The organism is Bradyrhizobium diazoefficiens, from assembly GCF_016616885.1.
In the GTDB taxonomy this organism is placed as follows: Bacteria; Pseudomonadota; Alphaproteobacteria; order Rhizobiales; family Xanthobacteraceae; genus Bradyrhizobium; species Bradyrhizobium diazoefficiens_F.
In genome coordinates this window covers 526,384-543,636 of record NZ_CP067102.1, presented here as the reverse complement: position 1 = coordinate 543,636, position 17,253 = coordinate 526,384, and the positions used below count along the sequence as shown (strand labels likewise).

At 64.3% G+C, this 17,253-nt stretch carries 15 protein-coding genes; 6 read left to right on the top strand and 9 right to left on the bottom strand.

The genetic code is table 11. The features are described from left to right. Positions 1–16: 16 nt before the first annotated feature. The 6 genes from JJC00_RS02535 to JJC00_RS02510 form a co-directional block, all read right to left on the bottom strand. A complete protein-coding gene (locus tag JJC00_RS02535) occupies positions 17–496 on the bottom strand; it encodes a DUF1579 family protein (RefSeq protein ID WP_200471197.1) in 480 nt (159 codons plus the stop codon). A 4-nt stretch (positions 497–500) separates the two neighbouring features. After that, positions 501–1,697 (bottom strand): ADP-forming succinate--CoA ligase subunit beta, encoded by a 1,197-nt coding sequence (sucC, locus tag JJC00_RS02530; protein ID WP_200471196.1) that lies wholly within the window; start codon positions 1,695–1,697, stop codon positions 501–503. A 214-nt stretch (positions 1,698–1,911) separates the two neighbouring features. Next, on the bottom strand, positions 1,912–2,880 hold the full coding sequence (mdh, locus tag JJC00_RS02525) for a malate dehydrogenase (RefSeq protein ID WP_027533317.1): 969 nt from the start codon (positions 2,878–2,880) through the stop codon (positions 1,912–1,914). A 250-nt stretch (positions 2,881–3,130) separates the two neighbouring features. After that, positions 3,131–4,318, bottom strand: coding sequence for a cell division protein ZapE (zapE, locus tag JJC00_RS02520; RefSeq protein ID WP_200471195.1), 1,188 nt, complete (start codon positions 4,316–4,318; stop codon positions 3,131–3,133). A gap of 107 nt (positions 4,319–4,425) precedes the next feature. Further along, positions 4,426–4,962, bottom strand: a complete 537-nt coding sequence (gene thpR / locus JJC00_RS02515) for an RNA 2',3'-cyclic phosphodiesterase (RefSeq protein WP_200471194.1) — start codon at positions 4,960–4,962, stop codon at positions 4,426–4,428. A 175-nt stretch (positions 4,963–5,137) separates the two neighbouring features. After that, a complete protein-coding gene (locus tag JJC00_RS02510) occupies positions 5,138–5,773 on the bottom strand; it encodes an arylesterase (RefSeq protein ID WP_200473957.1) in 636 nt (211 codons plus the stop codon). 55 nt (positions 5,774–5,828) lie between these two features. On the opposite strand from JJC00_RS02510, the gene JJC00_RS02505 reads away from it, so the two are divergent. The 4 genes from JJC00_RS02505 to JJC00_RS02490 all read left to right on the top strand — a co-directional run bounded on the left by JJC00_RS02505 (position 5,829) and on the right by JJC00_RS02490 (position 10,914). After that, positions 5,829–6,551, top strand: a complete 723-nt coding sequence (locus tag JJC00_RS02505; protein WP_200471193.1) for an ABC transporter ATP-binding protein — start codon at positions 5,829–5,831, stop codon at positions 6,549–6,551. After that, on the top strand, positions 6,548–9,118 hold the full coding sequence (locus tag JJC00_RS02500) for an ABC transporter permease (RefSeq protein WP_200471192.1): 2,571 nt from the start codon (positions 6,548–6,550) through the stop codon (positions 9,116–9,118). Before JJC00_RS02505 ends, JJC00_RS02500 begins: the two co-directional genes overlap by 4 nt. A 281-nt stretch (positions 9,119–9,399) precedes the next feature. After that, a complete protein-coding gene (locus tag JJC00_RS02495) occupies positions 9,400–10,191 on the top strand; it encodes a Bax inhibitor-1/YccA family protein (protein ID WP_200471191.1) in 792 nt (263 codons plus the stop codon). Between the two features lie 192 nt (positions 10,192–10,383). Further along, positions 10,384–10,914, top strand: a complete 531-nt coding sequence (locus JJC00_RS02490; protein WP_200471190.1) for a GNAT family N-acetyltransferase — start codon at positions 10,384–10,386, stop codon at positions 10,912–10,914. A gap of 110 nt (positions 10,915–11,024) precedes the next feature. Here JJC00_RS02490 and JJC00_RS02485 read toward each other — a convergent pair whose 3' ends face one another. From JJC00_RS02485 to acnA, 3 genes are all read right to left on the bottom strand, one after another. After that, positions 11,025–11,396, bottom strand: a complete 372-nt coding sequence (locus JJC00_RS02485) for a DUF2794 domain-containing protein (RefSeq protein ID WP_200471189.1) — start codon at positions 11,394–11,396, stop codon at positions 11,025–11,027. Positions 11,397–11,925: 529 nt separating this feature from the next. Continuing rightward, positions 11,926–12,702, bottom strand: a complete 777-nt coding sequence (locus tag JJC00_RS02480; protein ID WP_200471188.1) for a DUF1223 domain-containing protein — start codon at positions 12,700–12,702, stop codon at positions 11,926–11,928. A gap of 212 nt (positions 12,703–12,914) precedes the next feature. Beyond that, a complete protein-coding gene (acnA, locus tag JJC00_RS02475) occupies positions 12,915–15,635 on the bottom strand; it encodes an aconitate hydratase AcnA (protein ID WP_200471187.1) in 2,721 nt (906 codons plus the stop codon). A gap of 242 nt (positions 15,636–15,877) precedes the next feature. Here acnA and ccmA point away from each other — a divergent pair, with 242 nt between their 5' ends. Together ccmA and ccmB are read left to right on the top strand one after the other, a co-directional pair. Continuing rightward, on the top strand, positions 15,878–16,480 hold the full coding sequence (ccmA, locus tag JJC00_RS02470) for a heme ABC exporter ATP-binding protein CcmA (RefSeq protein WP_200471186.1): 603 nt from the start codon (positions 15,878–15,880) through the stop codon (positions 16,478–16,480). Positions 16,481–16,517: 37 nt separating this feature from the next. Further along, positions 16,518–17,186, top strand: coding sequence for a heme exporter protein CcmB (ccmB, locus tag JJC00_RS02465; RefSeq protein ID WP_200471185.1), 669 nt, complete (start codon positions 16,518–16,520; stop codon positions 17,184–17,186). The last annotated feature ends 67 nt before the right edge of the window (positions 17,187–17,253 follow it).

Here is a 17,253-nt window from a genome sequence, read left to right as displayed (position 1 = left end):
ACTAACGAGTGAGAGGTCAGTGGATGCGGCGGTAGACGCCGGTGAGCACGTCAGCCCAGCCTTCCGCGTCCGGCGAGAACTGGATCTTCAACGAGTAGGAATTGTCGTCGATGATCTCGTAGACGTGGCGCGCATTGCCGCGGAGCGAGCCGCGCACCAGCGTCAGGGTCTTGCCGACCCAGCCGCCGGAGGCGGGCGAGGGCGGCGTGTAGCCAAGCGAGTCGTACCAGAACAATTTGTAGGTCCGGTCGTCGCGGTCGTAGGTGAAGATGCCGTGGGTGGCGAAGATCTGCTTGCCGTCGCGCATCTGCACCGAATCCTGGATCAGGTAGAAGCCGTTGAGATCCATGCGCGCGACAACGTGCGAGGTGGCCGGCCCGCCCGCGGTCCAGCGCGACGGGAAGACCACCTCTTCGCCATCCCATTCGCCGGCGAACGCGGCGAGGCGCGTGTGCTCTACAAGCGGAGATGATGCGGCGAGATGGTCCTGGGCCATGGCGTTAGCCTCCCTTGACGGCCTTCACGATCTTCTGCGCGGCGTCGTCGAGATTGTCGGCGGGCACCACGTTCAGCCCGGATTCACGGATGATCTTCTTGCCGAGCTCGACATTGGTGCCTTCGAGGCGAACCACCAGCGGCACGCTGAGGCCGACCTCGCGCACGGCGGCGGTGACGCCCTCGGCGATCACGTCGCACTTCATGATACCACCGAAGATGTTGACCAGGATGCCCTTCACGTTGGGATCGGCGGTGATGATCTTGAACGCGGCCGCGACCTTTTCCTTGCTGGCGCTGCCGCCGACGTCGAGGAAGTTCGCTGGCGCCATGCCGTAGAGCTTGATGATGTCCATCGTCGCCATGGCGAGACCGGCGCCATTGACCATGCAGCCGATATTGCCGTCGAGGGTGACGTAGTTGAGATCGTATTTCGACGCTTCGATTTCCTTGGCGTCTTCCTCGGTCTCGTCGCGCAGCGCGAGCACCTCGGGATGACGGAACAGCGCGTTGTCATCGAACGACACCTTGGCGTCGAGCACGCGGAGCTGACCCTGCTTGGTCGCGACCAGCGGGTTGATCTCCAGCATCGACATGTCCTTGGCGACAAAGGCCGCGTAGAGCTGCGCGGTGAGCTTCTCGGCCTGCTTGGCGAGATCACCGGAGAGCTTTAGCGCGTTGGCGACGGTGCGGCCGTGATGACCCATGATGCCGGTCGCCGGATCGACCGAGAAGGTCACGATCTTCTCTGGGCTGTTGTGCGCGACGTCCTCGATGTTCACGCCGCCTTCGGTCGAGACGACGAAGGAGACGCGGGAGGTCTCGCGATCGACCAGGATCGAGAGGTAGAATTCCTTGTCGATGTCGGAGCCGTCCTCGATGTAGAGGCGGTTGACCTGCTTGCCGGCGGGACCGGTCTGGATCGTCACGAGGGTGGCACCGAGCATCTGCTTGGCGAATTCGGACACCTCAGCGGCCGACTTGGCGATGCGGACGCCGCCCTTGTCGCCGGCACTGGCTTCCTTGAACTTGCCCTTGCCGCGGCCGCCGGCGTGGATCTGGCTCTTCACCACCCAGACCGGGCCGGGCAGCGCCATGGCCGCCGCGTCTGCGTCGGTGGCACTCAGGACCGGAACGCCCTTGGAGATCGCTACGCCGAACTCGCTCAGCAGCGCTTTGGCCTGATATTCGTGGATATTCATATGGTCGCTCCCTGAACCCGCGGGCGGTGACCTCTAAAGGCCCACCTCAGTCTTGTGGCTGGCATACCATATACCACAGGAACTGCAACCCGGATTCTTTGACATCAAAATCGCTGATCCGGAACCCGCCCAGCCTTCAAAAAGGGTTGCAGCCGGGGTCCGGAAATGAAACCGCCGAAGACCGGGTTTCGATCTTCGGCGAGGATTGTTTTTCTTAACGGCCGAGAAGATCGGGTGCGATCTTCTTGCAGGCATCGACGAGGCCCTGCACCGCGCCGACCGACTTGTCGAAGGCCTCGCGGTCCTTGCCGGCGAGCTCGATCTCGACGACGCGCTCGACGCCCTTGGAGCCGATCACGACGGGCACGCCGACATACATGTCCTTCACGCCGTATTCGCCGTTGAGGTAGGCCGCGCTGGCCAGCACGCGCTTCTTGTCGCGCAGATAGCTCTCGGCCATCGCGATCGCCGACGCCGCCGGCGCGTAGAAGGCCGAGCCGGTCTTGAGCAAATTGACGATCTCGGCGCCGCCGTTGCGGGTGCGGTCGACGATCTCGTCGAGGCGCGCCTGCGAGGTCCAGCCCATCTTGACGAGGTCGGGCAGCGGGATGCCGGCGACGGTGGAGTACTTCACCAGCGGCACCATGGTATCGCCATGGCCGCCGAGCACGAAGGCGGTGACGTCTTCAACGGAGACATTGAACTCGTCGGCCAGGAAGTAGCGGAAGCGCGACGAATCCAGCACGCCGGCCATGCCGACGACCTTCTTGTGCGGCAGGCCGGAGGCCTTCTGCAGCGCCCAGACCATCGCGTCGAGCGGGTTGGTGATGCAGATGACGAACGCATCGGGCGCGTACTTCTTGATGCCGGCGCCGACCTGCTCCATGACCTTGAGGTTGATGGAGAGGAGGTCGTCGCGGCTCATGCCGGGCTTGCGCGGCACGCCGGCGGTGACGATGCAGACCTTGGCGTTGTCGAGGGCTTCGTAGGAGTTCGCGCCGGTGTAGTGCGCATCAAAACCGTCGACTGGCGAGGACTGTGCGATGTCGAGCGCCTTACCCTGCGGCACGCCCTCGGCGATGTCGAACATCACGACGTCGCCCAGTTCTTTCAGGCCGATGAGGTGAGCCAGCGTTCCGCCGATCTGGCCGGAGCCAATCAAAGCAATCTTGTCGCGCGCCATGTGAACCTGTCCTTTAGACACGTGAGGAGGGAAAAACTGAATGGGTGGTTATCCCTTTCGCTTCCCCCGTTCAAGTCGGTGGATGCCCAATTGTCGGGCTCGCCGCGATTCCGGCCAGCAAACCCCAAGCCGTCATTCCGGGGCGTCCGCGCCATTGCGCGGGTGGATGCGGAAGCTCGAAACTCGCGCGCGAGATTCCGGGTTCGCGCTGACGCGCGCCCCGGAATGACGACTTGGCAGCAAATAGGACTTAAGTCTCCACCAGCCCCTTGGTGGAGCCGCTGGCGGTGGAATCCTTGCGGCCGTGAGGCAGCGCCAGATAGGATTTCGAACTCATCTCGATCAGGCGCGACGAGGTCCGCTTGAACTCCATGGCCTCGCTGCCCTCATCGGCGAGGTAGAGCGAGATCGGGTTGGCATCGGCCGAGGCCATCAGCTTCACGGCATTGTCATAGAGCGTGTCGATCAACGTGATGAAGCGCTTGGCGGCGTTGCGCTGGGAGAGGTCCATCACTGGAATATGGTCGACCAGGATGGTGTGATAGTCGTGCGCCAGCCTGAGATAGTCGGATGCGCCGAGCGGCTTCTCGCAAAGATCGGCGAAGGCGAAGCGCGCGACGCCATGCGCCGAGCACGGCACGTGCAGGGTGCGGCCCTTGATCGAAATGTCGCGCGACTTGCATTTGGCGCCACCGGTCATCTTCGACCACGCGCGGCCGAGCGCGGCGTCGGCATCGCCGTCCGCCGGCGTCAGCCACATCGGCACGCCCTGAAGTTTTTCCAGCCGGAAGTCGGTGCGCGCATCGAGCCGCCGCACATCCATGTGGTCGGTGATCTGCTTGATGAAGGGCACGAACAGCGCGCGGTTCAAGCCGCCTTTGTAGAGATCGTCGGGCGCGACGTTGGAGGTCGCGACCACGACGGTGCCGAGATCGAACAGCTTTGCGAACAGGCGGCCGAGGATCATTGCGTCGGCGATATCGGTGACGTGGAATTCGTCGAAGCAGAGCAGCCAGCTCTCCTCGAAGATCGCATGCGCGGTCAGCGCGATGACGTCGCCGTCGGCGGTCTCGCCGCGCGCGATGCTCTGGCGGTAGTCGTAGATGCGCTCGTGTACATCCGCCATGAATTCGTGGAAATGCGCGCGCCGTTTGTGCTCGACGGTGGAGTGCTGGAAGAACAGATCCATCAGCATGGTCTTGCCGCGGCCGACCTCGCCATGGACATAGAGCCCGCGCGGCGCCTCGTCCTTGTCGCCACCGTTGAACAGGCGGCTGAGCAGCCCCTGCTTGCGCTGCGGCTTGTAGTTGGCAAGCCGCAGGTCGAGCGCGGCATAGGCCTCGGCGATTTCGGCTTGCGCGGCATCGGGCTCGATCGCGCCGGAGGCGATCTGGGCCTGATACGCTTCGCTGAAGGAGGAGTTTGGAGTGGAGAGCATCGCTCTTTACCGCCAGAGACCGGCGGAAATTGCAAGCCGTCAATTGGTGGACGGGGTATGCGGATTCGTGCCCCCCGACGCTGCAGAGCCGGGGCACGAGAGCTACACTACTCACACAGCTCGTAGGCGTCCTCGACCACATACGGCCCACCACCGGTGGACGCGCGCGACGAGAACAAGACAAAACGCTCCGCCATGAAGGCCTTGCTCGGGAAGTAGCCGCGCAGCGAGAGATAGTCGGCGACGTCGCGGTCGGTGGCGTCGTGCAGACGGGCCAGCGTGACATGCGGGATGAATTTGCGCCCCTCCGGATCGAGGCCGATCCGCTGCATCATACGTTCGAGCTCGGCCTGCAAATCCATCAGCGGCTTGCTCGGCGCGATGGTGGCGACCACCGCGCGCGGCTTGCGGCCGCCGAAGCTTGTGAGCCCCTGCACCTTCACCTCGAATGGTTTGCGGTCGACACGAAACAGCATCGATGCGATCTCGTTAGCGGAGATGCCGTCGATGTCGCCGATGAAGCGCAGCGTGACGTGATAATTTTCGGGATCGATCCACCGGGCGCCGGGAAGGCCACCTCTCAAATTGGAAAGCGTCTGGCTGACTTCAGCCGGGATTTCCAGACCAGTGAACAAACGCGGCATCGTTTCGCACTCCCGATGCTTGGGTATGATCCCTTAGGAAAGATCATATCCAAATTTTAGAGCCAGCGACGAATCACCGGTACCCTGATTCCTATCGCAGTTGTGTGACTCTGCGAAGAGTGCCCAGGCTACCCAGGGGAAAACCCTGGGTGTTAGGGTTAGCGCTGCCTGCTTTTCAACGGCGTTGCTCGCCGATCGTGCGCAGGAATGCCTCTGCCGTGGGCAGCATGTTGTTGACGATGATGTTGACGCCTTCAGCGGTCGGGTGAATGCCGTCGGCCTGGTTGAGCTTCGCATCGGCGGCGACACCGTCGAGGAAAAACGGATAGAGCGGCACGTCGAACTGTTTCGCCAGATCCGGATAAATCGAATTGAAGCGCGCGCCATAGTCCGCGCCGAAGTTCGGCGGCGCCAGCATGCCACACAGCATCACGGCGATCTTGCGCGCCCTGAGACGTCGAACGATGTCGGTCAGCGCCGCGCGCGTCAAGTCGGGATCGATGCCGCGCATCGCGTCGTTGGCGCCGAGCTCGAGAACGACGCCCTCGGTTCCCTCGGGCACCGACCAATCGAGCCGGTCGCGCCCCCCCGATGAGGTGTCGCCGGACACGCCGGCGTTGGTCATGTCCACCGCTATACCTTTGGCCTGCAAGGCTTTTTGCAGCTTGGTCGGAAACGCGTCCTGGGCCGGAAGGCCGAGACCGGCACTCAACGAATCGCCTAAAATGACAAGCTTGATCGGCTTTGTCGCGTCCGCCCAAGCCGGATTGGCGACCGTCATCAAAGCGAGCATCAACACGGCTATGTGCATGAAGAATCCGTAACGCCTCTCGACCGCGCGTGCGGAGTTGCCATATGACCGGACCATGGACAGTCGCATCTATCCCTCTTCGCTCGCCGGCACTGCGCCGGACACCATCGCCATCTCCAACGTCAATCTCTCATTGGGGTCGGGGGCGGCACGCGTTCACATCCTCAAGGATATCAGCTTGCGCGTCGGCTCGGGGGAGACGATCGGCCTGATCGGCCCGTCAGGCTCGGGCAAATCCACGCTGCTGATGGTGATGGCGGGGCTGGAGCGTCCTGATAGCGGAGAGGTGGTGGTGTCAGGCACGCCTTTCAATGCCCTCGACGAGGACGCGCTGGCCCGCTTCCGCGGCCGCCAGGTCGGCATCGTCTTCCAGTCCTTCCATCTGATCCCGACCATGACGGCGCTGGAGAATGTCGCCGTGCCGCTCGAGCTCGCCGGCAATCCCGATGCGAACAAGCGCGCAGCCGAGGAGCTGCAATCGGTCGGACTCGGCGACCGCCTGCATCATTATCCGACGCAGCTCTCCGGCGGCGAGCAGCAGCGCGTGGCGCTGGCGCGCGCGCTGGCACCCGATCCCGCCATTCTCGTCGCTGACGAGCCGACCGGCAATCTCGACGAGACCACCGGCAAGCAGATCGTCGACCTGCTGTTCAACAAGCATTCCGAGCGCGGGATGACGCTGGTGCTGGTGACGCACGATTCCTCGCTCGCGCATCGCTGCGATCGCGTGATCCGCCTGCGCTCGGGCCGCATCGACACGCAGACGACCAAAGCATGAGCACAGCTGTCGAACCGTTTGCGAAGCCCAACGGCGTCGCATTATCGCTGCGCTATGCGCTGCGCGAATTGCGCGGGGGCCTGCGCGGTTTCTACGTCTTCATCGCCTGCATCGCGCTCGGCGTGATGGCGATCGCCGGCGTCGGCTCGGTGTCGGCGAGCCTGAGCGACGGCCTCGCGCGCGAGGGGCGCACGCTGCTCGGCGGCGACGTCTCCTTCGTGCTGTTCCAGCGCGAAGCGAAGCCCGAGGAAGTTGCCTTCCTGCGCTCGCGCGGCACCGTCTCCGTTGCCTCGACCTTGCGCGGCATGGCGCGCTCGGCCGACGGTAAGCTGGCGCTGGTCGAGATGAAGGCGGTCGACGACACCTATCCGATGCTCGGCCAACTCACGCTGGCGCCGCAGCTGCCGCTGACCGATCTGCTCGCGGAGCGCGACGGTGCATTCGGCGCCGCCGCCGATCCGACGCTGCTGGCACGGCTCTCCCTCAAGATCGGCGACCGCGTCACCATTGGCTCTGCGACCTTCCAGATCCGCAGCAGCGTCGAGGCCGAGCCCGACAAGCTCGCCGGCGGCATCGGGTTTGGTCCGCGCTTCCTGATCAGCGAGGCGGCCCTGCGCGCCACCAACCTGATCCAGCCCGGCAGCCTGGTGCGCTGGGTCTATCGCGTAAAACTGCCTGACGCCGCCAACAGCGACCGTGCCACCGATGCCTTCATCGCGGATGCGCGCAACGCCGCGCCGCAGGCCGGCTGGGAAGTCCGTAGCCGTTCCAATGCCTCGCCGCAGCTCGAGCGCAATATCGGCCGCTTCACGCAGTTCCTGACCTTGGTCGGCCTCGCCGCACTGCTGGTCGGCGGCGTCGGCGTCGCCAACGCCGTGAAGAGCCATATCGACCGCAGGCTCGAGGTGATCGCGGCCTTCAAGGCGGTCGGCGCCACGGGGCGCGACGTATTCGGGATTTATCTGGCGCAAGTCGTCCTGCTCGCCGGGATCGGCTCGGTGATCGGGCTCGCGCTCGGCGCGGCGATGCCGTTTGCCATCGTCGGCCTGTTTGGAAAATTGTTGCCGCTGCCGGTGGTGCCGGCCGTGCACGCCGACGAGCTCGCGCTATCTTTTGTCTACGGTCTTTTGACCGCGCTCGCCTTCGGCCTGTGGCCGCTCGGCCGCGTGCACGATGTGCCGGTCGCAGCGCTGTTCCGCGACACCATCAGCTCGGAATGGCACCGGCCGCGCTGGAGCTATCTCGTGTTCATGGCCGTGGTCGTCGCCCTGCTGGTCGCGGTGGTGATCGGCCTGTCGTTCGACAAGCGCATCGCCGCGGTGTTCGTGGTCTCCTCGGTCGTCGTATTCGCAGTGCTGCGCGGCGTCGCCGCCGTGCTGATGGCGATCGCGCGCCGGCTGCCACGCACGCGCTTCACCATGCTGCGGCTGGCGATCGCCAACATCCACCGGCCGGGCGCGCTGACGCCCTCCGTCGTGCTCTCGCTCGGGCTCGGCCTCGCCGTGCTGGTCACCATCACCCAGATCGACGGCAATCTGCGCCGACAGTTCCTGGCAGCGTTGCCCGATCGCGCGCCGGCGTTCTACTTCATCGACATTCCGAGCACCCAGGCCGCCCCATTCGACGATTATTTGCGCCAGATCGCGCCGGGCGCGAAGGTCGAGGACGTGCCGATGCTGCGGGGGCGCATCGTCGGCGCCCGCGGCGTCCGCGCCGAGGACCTCAAGCCCACCACCGATTCCGAATGGGTGCTGCAGAGCGACCGCGGCCTGACCTATACCGGCGAGTTGCCGAAGGGCTCCAAGGTGGTCGACGGCGAATGGTGGGGCGCCGACTATTCCGGCCCGCCGCTGGTCTCGATGGAGAAGAAGATCGCCGACGGACTGGGCCTCAAGCTCGGCGATGAAGTCGTGGTCAACGTGCTCGGCCGCGACATCCCGGCGAAAATCGGCAATCTGCGCACCATCGACTGGCAGGGGCTTGGCATCAATTTCGTGCTGGTGTTCTCGCCGAACGCCTTCAAGGGCGCCCCACATACCCATATCGCCACGCTGACGGAAGCCGGCGGCGACGCGACCGGCGACGGCAAGGTCATCAAGCAGGTGGCAGATGCCTATCCGATGGTGACGAGCGTGCGCGTGCGCGAGGTGATGGAGACAGTCGGCGCGGTCGTGACCAATCTCGCGCTCGCGATCCGCGGCGCCAGCGCCGTGACGCTGATCTCGGCGATCCTGGTGCTGGGCGGCGCCCTGGCCGCCGGCCATCGCCATCGGGTCTACGATGCCGTGATCCTGAAGACGCTCGGCGCCACGCGGCTGCGGCTGCTCGGCGCCTATGCGCTCGAATATCTCCTGATCGGACTCGCCACCGCGGTGTTCGGCGTGATCGCCGGCACCATCGCCGCCTGGATGATCGTGACGCGGCTGATGACGCTGACCTTCGTCTGGCAGGCCGGCAGTGCGGCCGGCGTGGTCGTGGCCGCCCTGGTCGTCACCGTCGGGCTCGGGCTCGCCGGCACGCTCTTGGCGTTGAACAAAAAGCCCGCCACGGTGTTGCGCAATTTGTGACAAAAGGTAGCGGGTGGCCGCGTGGGAGCCAAATCGCACGATTCCTGCGATTAACCACGTCCGCTCGTCAGGTTCACGTCAGGTTGCGCGCCAAGGGCGACATTCAGCCGCGCGTGAACGGTTGCAGCGAATGTGTTAGTTTCCCACATATCGAATGGGTTCGGAGCCCCGATTGTTAGCCAAATTTAATGTCGGCAGACATCGGTATCCGAGATAGAAAGTGACGAACCGGCGGCATGGCGACCCTCATGCCGGACCGGCCAACCAACGGGAATTCGACCATGTCGGACCTAGACCGCAATTACGCTTCTCCTTTCGGCAGGGCCGCCGGGCGTGTTGACGCCGCGACGGTCGACGCCGGCCTGCGCGCCTACATGCTGCGCATCTACAATTACATGAGCATTGGCCTCGCCATCACCGGCCTGGCCGCGCTCGGCGTTTACATGGCTGCCGTGACTGACGTTCCGACCGCGGAAGCGGTCCGCGTCGGCAAGCTGTTCCTGACGCCGTTCGGCTACGCGATGTTCGTGAGCCCGCTGAAGTATCTGTTCATGCTGGCGCCGCTCGCCATGGTGTTCGTGATCTCGGCCGGCATCAACCGTCTCGCCCCCTCGACCGCCCAGATCCTGTTCTGGGTGTTCTCGGCGCTGATGGGCATCTCGCTGTCCTCGATCTTCCTGGTGTACACGCACACCTCGATCGTGCGGGTGTTCTTCATCACCGCGGCGACCTTCGGCGCGCTGAGCCTCTACGGCTACACCACCAAGCGTGACATGAGCGGCATGGGCTCGTTCCTGTTCATGGGCCTGATCGGCCTCATCATCGCGAGCCTGGTGAACTTGTTCCTGGCCAGCACGGCGCTGCAGTTCATCGTGTCGGTGGTCGGCGTGCTGGTGTTTGCGGGCCTCACCGCCTGGGACACCCAGCGGCTGAAGAACGATTACATCTACGGCTATGCCTCGGCAGGCGGTGACATCGCCGAGCGTGCGGCGATCTCCGGTGCGCTGTCGCTGTACTTGAACTTCATCAACCTGTTCACCCTGCTGCTGCAGCTCCTCGGCCAGCGCGACTAAGCGCCAGACCTGAGGGAACTGACACGAACCCCGGCCGCGAGGCCGGGGTTTTTGTTTGGCCCCACTCACCGTCATTCCGGGTTCGATGCTTCGCATCGCCCCGGAATGACGGTGATGTGTTCGGGACTAGCCCAGCCATGACGCATGCGGAAACGCCGTTGCTCATAGCAACGCCCCTGCTATCTTCCTCCCATGTCCGCACCCGAAATCAGGCCCACCCTTGAGGCCGACCTCCCCGACATCACCGCCATCTACCAGCAGGCCGTCCGCGAGGGCACCGCGACGTTCGAGATCGAGCCGCCCGACCTCGCCGAGATGACGCGCCGCTATCGAACGCTGGTCGATGGCGGCTATCCCTATTTCGTCGCCATGCTCGATGGCCGCGTCGCCGGATACGCCTATGCCGGCGCCTACCGGCCCCGCCCCGCCTACCGCTTCACGGTCGAGAACTCGATCTATCTCGATCCCAGCTTCCACCGCCGCGGCATCGGCTCGCTGCTGCTGGAGCGGCTGATCACTGAATGCGAGGCGCGCGGCTTCCGGCAGATGATCGCGGTAATCGGCGATTCCGCCAATGCCGGCTCGATCGGCGTGCACACCCGCGGCGGCTTCAAGATGATCGGCACGCATCCGAATGTCGGCCTGAAATTCGGCCGCTGGCTGGATACGGTGATGATGCAGCGCGACCTCGGCGAGGGCGCGAAGAGCGTGCCGACAAGGTAAGGTCTCGTAGGGTGGGCAAAGGCGCAAAGCGCCGTGCCCACCGCCTCTCCTCATTGCCGACCATGGTGGGCACGCTTCGCTTTGCCCATCCTACGGCACCGTTGGTGCCCCTACACCACCGCCAGTTTCCGGTCGATCACCAGCAGCACGCGGTCGAGCTCGTGGCCGCGGCGCAGGATCAGGCCGGTCGCCGAGATCACGCTGTACATGCCCTGCTTGCGGGCCAGCCGCGGATCCTTCTCGATGCGGTAGATCGGCACTTCGGAGGCGCGGCGATAGACCGAGAACACCGCGCGGTCCTTCAGGAAATCGATCGCGTAGTCCCGCCACTCGCCGTCGGCGACCATGCGGCCATAGAGGTTGAGAATTCGGTTCAGCTCGAGCCGGTTGAACGTCACCCGGCTCAGCTGGGCATTCGCAGCGGCGGGGCGCGCCACCGCGCGCTGCTCGCTCGGATCGGCATCCTCCGGCGTCAAACTCACCCAGCGCCTCCTGTCGCATCAGCACGACCCACCTCCGCGAAGACCGTCCCCGGAGCCGCGGATCATGACAATTGCATGATTGCGCCAACCGTTCCCGGCCGCAAGGGGCTCTTGGAGGGCTCCGGTTCACCTCGCCAAATGGTTGCGAATCATGACACACGCAACGGTGGAACTTCTCAGCGGCAAACCGTCACGGGATCGTTAGCAGGAATCACAGGATCGCCGCTTTTCCGCCAACCGCCCGCCGCCCTGCACTGCGAAAAGATGCGTGTGCGTTGACCCGGTCCTTTCGGTTCCGGATTCCTCAGCCCCCAGCCCCCCGGGGTCGAACAGGATCGGGTCTGTACGCGCGACAAGGAGGGCCAACGCAAGTTGGTCCTTTTTTGTTTGTGTCGGGGTGTTGCTGCCGCGCAGTCATTCCGGAGCCCGCGAAGCGCGAGCTATGGTGCGCAATTGCGCATCATAGCTCGCGCCCAAGGGGCGCGCCCCGGAATGACAAGCACTAAATTTTGAGAGACGATCTACGCGCTCAGTGCAGCGACGTGTACGCCGCGCCCAGCATGGGGCCGGGCTTCTCGCGGCTGCCGTCCTGGACATAGACCACCGCGCCGTCGACGCCGTCGCGCGTGAGATTTTCGAGCGGGACGGTCCAGCTTTCCGGATGTCCGTTCCAGTCACCGACCTTGAGCAGATTGCGCACGACGTTGTGGTAGGTGATCTGCTGTCCGCGATTCTCGCCGCGGCTGATTTCGATCGGCACCGATTTCGCGATCGAGCAGATCCAGACCTCGCCATGCGAGATCGCCGGCTCCTTGCTCTCGGCGACCGACACGCTGATCTGCTTGCCCGCGAGCGACATCGTCACCGGCACGCTCATCACGCCGGTGCCCGTGTCGGTCTTGTCGATTGCGTTTTCGATGCCGGACCGGTCGCTGCCGATGACATGCACGGCGCCATTGACCACGACCTGCGGCGTATAAACTTCGCGGTCACCGCGCATGCGCGAATAGGCGCGCTGCCGCGCCGAGAAACGCGAATCTGCCAGCGTGTCCTTCCAGCCGAGATAATCCCAATAGTCGATCGGCATGCTCAGCGCGATGATCGAGGGATCCTTGGCGAGATCGCCGATGACCTTGTCGGCGGGCGGGCAGGAGGAGCAGCCCTGCGAGGTGAAGAGCTCGACCACGGCGCGGGGATCAGCCTCGGCAGGACGGATAACGGCGACGATCGCGCAGATGCCGAGTGCTCCCGACCAGAGTGCCCCGGACCAGCGCGAAACGAGATTAGAAGCCATCATTCCAGTCATGTCGGACGTCACACACGGTCATTCGTTGAGGGAGATCTTATCGCCTGATGGTCACCGTAGTCTTACGGGCGCAGCACATTCAACCGTCCGGGACGCGTTTCTGCCGGACGGCCCATCCAAAGCCTTAACGCAACAAAGGCGGCCCTGTGATAGGCCGCCTTTGTTTAACCTTCTACTCACGTCGCAGTGAGCCACCGTTCACAAATTCGCGCTTAGGCCGCGAGCTTGCGCAGCACATAGTGCAGAATGCCGCCATTCCGGTAGTAATCGAGCTCGTCCAGCGTATCGATGCGGCAAAGCAGCGAAACGCGCTGCAACGAACCGTCGCCGGACACGATCTCCGCAGTCAGCTTCTGGCGCGGCTTGAGATCGCCGACCAGGCCACGCAGCGTGACCTTCTCGTCGCCCTTCAGACCAAGCGATGACCACGAGGTGCCGTCCTCGAAGGTCAGCGGCAGCACGCCCATGCCGACCAGGTTGGAGCGATGGATGCGCTCGAAGCTCTGGCAGATCACGGCGCGCACGCCGAGCAGCCGGGTGCCCTTCGCAGCCCAGTCGCGTGAGGAGCCGTTGCCGTACTCGGCGCCGGCGAACACGACGAGCGGTACCTGCTCCTGCTGGTACTTCATCGCGGCGTCGTAGATCGACATCTGCTCGCCGTCGGGCCAGTGCTTGGTCAGACCGCCCTCGGGGATATTTCCATCCGCGCCCTTGAGCATGAAGTTCTTGATGCGGATGTTGGCGAAGGTGCCGCGCATCATGACCTCATGGTTGCCGCGACGCGTGCCGTACTGGTTGAAGTCGGCGGGACGCACCTGGTGCTCGCTGAGATATTTGCCAGCGGGCGAGGTGAGCTTGATCGAGCCGGCCGGCGAGATGTGGTCGGTGGTGATCTTGTCGCCGAACATGGCGAGGATGCGCGCCTCGACGATATCGGTGACCGGCTCCGGCTCCTTCTTCATGCCGTCGAAATAGGGCGGGTTCTGCACATAGGTCGAAGACATGTTCCAGCGATAGGTTTCGCTCTCGACCGTCTTGATCTTGCGCCAGTTGGTGTCGCCCTTGAACACGTCGGCATACTTCTTCTTGAAGATCGACGCGGTCACGAACTTCTTCATGAAGGCATTGATCTCCTTCGTCGTCGGCCAGATGTCCTTGAGGTACACTGGCTTGCCGTCCTTGCCTTCGCCGAGCGGCTCGACGGCGAGGTTCTTGGTGACGCTGCCGGCGAGCGCATGCGCGACGACAAGCGGCGGCGAGGCGAGATAGTTCGCCTGCACGTCCGGCGAGACGCGGCCTTCGAAGTTGCGGTTACCGGAGAGCACGGCGGCGGCGACGATGCCGTTGTCGTTGATCGACTTCGAAATCTCCTCAGGCAGCGGGCCGGAATTGCCGATGCAGGTGGTGCAGCCGAAGCCGACGAGGTTGAAGCCGACCTTGTCGAGATCAGCCTGCAGACCGGAATCGGCGAGATAGCCCGCGACCACCTGGCTGCCCGGAGCGAGCGAGGTCTTCACCCACGGCTTTGCCTTGAGACCCTTGGCCGCGGCGTTGCGCGCGAGCAGACCGGCGCCGATCAAGACGCTCGGGTTCGAGGTGTTGGTGCAGGAGGTGATGGCGGCGATGACGACGTCGCCATGGCCGATCTCGTAGTTCTTGCCTTCGACGGCGAAACGCTTCGTCGGATCTTCAGCCTTCTTGTACTCGGTACCGAGTGCGAGTGAAAATCCTTCGGCGACCGACGGCAGCGCGATGCGGCCTTCGGGACGCTTCGGGCCGGCCATCGACGGCACGACGTCGGCGAGATCGAGCGTCAGCGTTTCCGTGAACACCGGATCGGCCGACTTGGCGGTGCGGAACAGGCCCTGCGCCTTGGCATAGGCCTGCACCAGCGCGACGCGCGGTGCGGCGCGGCCGGAGGTCTTGAGGTAATCGATCGCGGCAGCGTCGACCGGGAAGAAGCCGCAGGTGGCGCCATATTCCGGCGCCATGTTGGCGATGGTCGCCTTGTCGGCAACGGAGAGATTGTCGAGGCCGGGTCCGAAGAACTCGACGAACTTGCCGACCACGCCGAGCTTGCGCAGCATCTGCGTGACGGTGAGCACGAGGTCGGTCGCGGTGACGCCTTCCTTCATCGCGCCCTTCAGCTTGAAGCCGACGACGTTGGGCAGCAGCATCGACAGCGGCTGGCCGAGCATGCAAGCCTCCGCCTCGATGCCGCCGACGCCCCAGCCGAGCACGGCGAGACCGTTGACCATGGTGGTGTGGGAGTCGGTGCCGACGAGCGAGTCGGGATAGGCGACCTCGAAGGTGCCGGTCTTCTTGCCGACCGTCATCTTCTCCTTCTTGGTCCAGACCGTCTGGGAGAGATATTCGAGATTGACCTGGTGGCAGATGCCGGTGCCGGGCGGCACGACGGAGAAGTTCGAGAACGCCTTCTGGCCCCACTTCAGGAACTCGTAGCGCTCCTGGTTCTGCTTGTACTCCTCGGTGACGTTCTTGCCGAAAGCCTTGTTGTCACCGAAGAAGTTCACGATCACGGAGTGGTCGATGACGAGATCGACCGGCACCAGCGGGTTGATCTTCTCGGCATTGCCGCCGAGCTTCTGCATCGCGTTGCGCATTGCGGCGAGGTCGACCACCGCCGGCACGCCGGTGAAATCCTGCATCAGCACGCGGGCCGGGCGGAACGCGATCTCATGCTCCAGCGACTTCTTGCGCAGCCACTTCGAGACCGCGACGATGTCTTCCTTCTTGACCGAGCGGCCGTCCTCGTTGCGGAGGAGGTTCTCGAGCAGGACTTTCATCGAATAGGGAAGTTTCGAAATTCCCTTCAGACCATTCTTCTCGGCGGTGGGCAGGCTGTAATACACATAGGTCTTGGAGCCGACCATGAGGGTCTTTTTGCATTTGAAGCTGTCGAGCGAGGTCATGTAGGAAATCCCAATTGTTAGTTATACCCGGCAAGGGGTATTTTAACACCGTCAGCGTAGCAGGCTGGGTCGCTTGCAGGGGCAGGTTGAGTTGCTGCATCAAGTAGTTCCGGGCTTATAGAAGCTTTCTAACCGCGCCGCCACCGCCACAATCGAACCCAGCAAGTCGCGAGCCAAAAATTCTGATGCGCTACCCCAAGATTTCCTGAGGCCCGGCTTTGAACGGGTTGATAGCAAGCCAGATGCAGCTGTCCGGACGCGGGGTGATTTGCGTGCGGGGCGGCCGCGAGGTGTTTTCCGGGCTCGATTTCGAGGCGGTCTCCGGCGAAGCCGTGGCGGTCGTCGGCCGCAACGGCTCGGGCAAAACCTCACTGCTGCGGCTGATCGCCGGCCTGCTCATTCCGGCTGGCGGCACAATCGTACTGGACGGGGGCGACGCCGACATGACGCTGCCCGAGCAATGCCACTATCTCGGCCATCGCGATGCCCTGAAGCCAGCACTGAGCGTGGCGGAAAACCTGGCATTCTGGGCTGATTTTCTGGGCGGCGAGCGCGGCGACGCCGCTGAAAGCCTTGCCACCGTCGGCCTCGACCACGCCACCCATCTGCCCGCGGCCTTCCTGTCGGCCGGTCAGCGCCGCCGACTATCGCTGGCCCGGCTGCTGATGGTCCGTCGCCCGGTCTGGCTGCTGGACGAGCCGACCAATGCGCTGGATGTCGCCGGCCAGGACATGTTCGGCAGCCTGATGCGCGACCATCTGGCACGCGGCGGCCTGATCATCGCGGCGACCCATGCGCCGCTCGGCATCGAATCGCGCGAGCTGCAGATCGGGGGGACGACATGAAGCGGCCCGACCCTCAGCTTTTGTCGCGGGGAGCCCCATGACCGCCCTGTCCGCCCTCATTCGCCGGGACATCCGGATCGCGCTCCGCGTTGGCGGCGGGGCCTTGATTGGCGTGCTGTTTTTCCTGACCGTCGTTGTCCTGATGCCGTTCGCGGTGGGGCCGGACCTGGCGCTGCTATCGCGGCTCGGGCCCGCCATCCTCTGGCTCGGCGCCCTGCTGGCGAGCCTGCTGACGCTGGACCGGCTGTTCATGGCCGACCATGAGGACGGCTCGCTCGATTTAATCACGATGAGCCGGACCCCGCTGGAACTGGCCTGCGCCGCCAAGGCGCTGGCGCATTGGCTGGCCGCGGGCCTGCCGCTGATTGTCGCAACCCCGGTGCTGGGCCTGCTGCTCAACCTCGACATGGTCGCGACCAGTGCGGTGGCGCTGACGCTGCTGGCGGGCACGCCTGCGCTGACCTTTACAGGCATGATCGGCGCGGCGCTGGCGGTGACGCTGCATCGGGGCGGGCTGCTGATGGCCGTGCTGGTGCTGCCGCTGTCGATCCCGGTGCTGATCTTCGGGGTTGCGGCCTCGCAGGCCGCGATCACCGGGCCGTTGTCATTCGGCGCGCCGTTCTCGATCCTTTGCGCACTGTCGCTGGTCAGCCTCGTGATCGGCCCGTTTGCGGCAGCCGCGAGCCTGAAACATGGACTGGATTGACCTTGACCCCGATCAACTTTCGCTGCGTGCTTTCATGCTGATTGCATGAGCGCTGCCCTGTGATTAT

Bases quoted from the DNA above. Each gene is read 5' to 3' on its own strand.
- JJC00_RS02535 (WP_200471197.1), bottom strand. From the start codon at position 496: ATGGCCCAGGACCATCTCGCCGCATCATCTCCGCTTGTAGAGCACACG.
- sucC (WP_200471196.1), bottom strand. From the start codon at position 1,697: ATGAATATCCACGAATATCAGGCCAAAGCGCTGCTGAGCGAGTTCGGC.
- mdh (WP_027533317.1), bottom strand. From the start codon at position 2,880: ATGGCGCGCGACAAGATTGCTTTGATTGGCTCCGGCCAGATCGGCGGA.
- zapE (WP_200471195.1), bottom strand. From the start codon at position 4,318: ATGCTCTCCACTCCAAACTCCTCCTTCAGCGAAGCGTATCAGGCCCAG.
- thpR (WP_200471194.1), bottom strand. From the start codon at position 4,962: ATGCCGCGTTTGTTCACTGGTCTGGAAATCCCGGCTGAAGTCAGCCAG.
- JJC00_RS02510 (WP_200473957.1), bottom strand. From the start codon at position 5,773: ATGCACATAGCCGTGTTGATGCTCGCTTTGATGACGGTCGCCAATCCG.
- JJC00_RS02505 (WP_200471193.1), top strand. From the start codon at position 5,829: ATGGACAGTCGCATCTATCCCTCTTCGCTCGCCGGCACTGCGCCGGAC.
- JJC00_RS02500 (WP_200471192.1), top strand. From the start codon at position 6,548: ATGAGCACAGCTGTCGAACCGTTTGCGAAGCCCAACGGCGTCGCATTA.
- JJC00_RS02495 (WP_200471191.1), top strand. From the start codon at position 9,400: ATGTCGGACCTAGACCGCAATTACGCTTCTCCTTTCGGCAGGGCCGCC.
- JJC00_RS02490 (WP_200471190.1), top strand. From the start codon at position 10,384: ATGTCCGCACCCGAAATCAGGCCCACCCTTGAGGCCGACCTCCCCGAC.
- JJC00_RS02480 (WP_200471188.1), bottom strand. From the start codon at position 12,702: ATGACTGGAATGATGGCTTCTAATCTCGTTTCGCGCTGGTCCGGGGCA.
- acnA (WP_200471187.1), bottom strand. From the start codon at position 15,635: ATGACCTCGCTCGACAGCTTCAAATGCAAAAAGACCCTCATGGTCGGC.
- ccmA (WP_200471186.1), top strand. From the start codon at position 15,878: ATGCAGCTGTCCGGACGCGGGGTGATTTGCGTGCGGGGCGGCCGCGAG.
- ccmB (WP_200471185.1), top strand. From the start codon at position 16,518: ATGACCGCCCTGTCCGCCCTCATTCGCCGGGACATCCGGATCGCGCTC.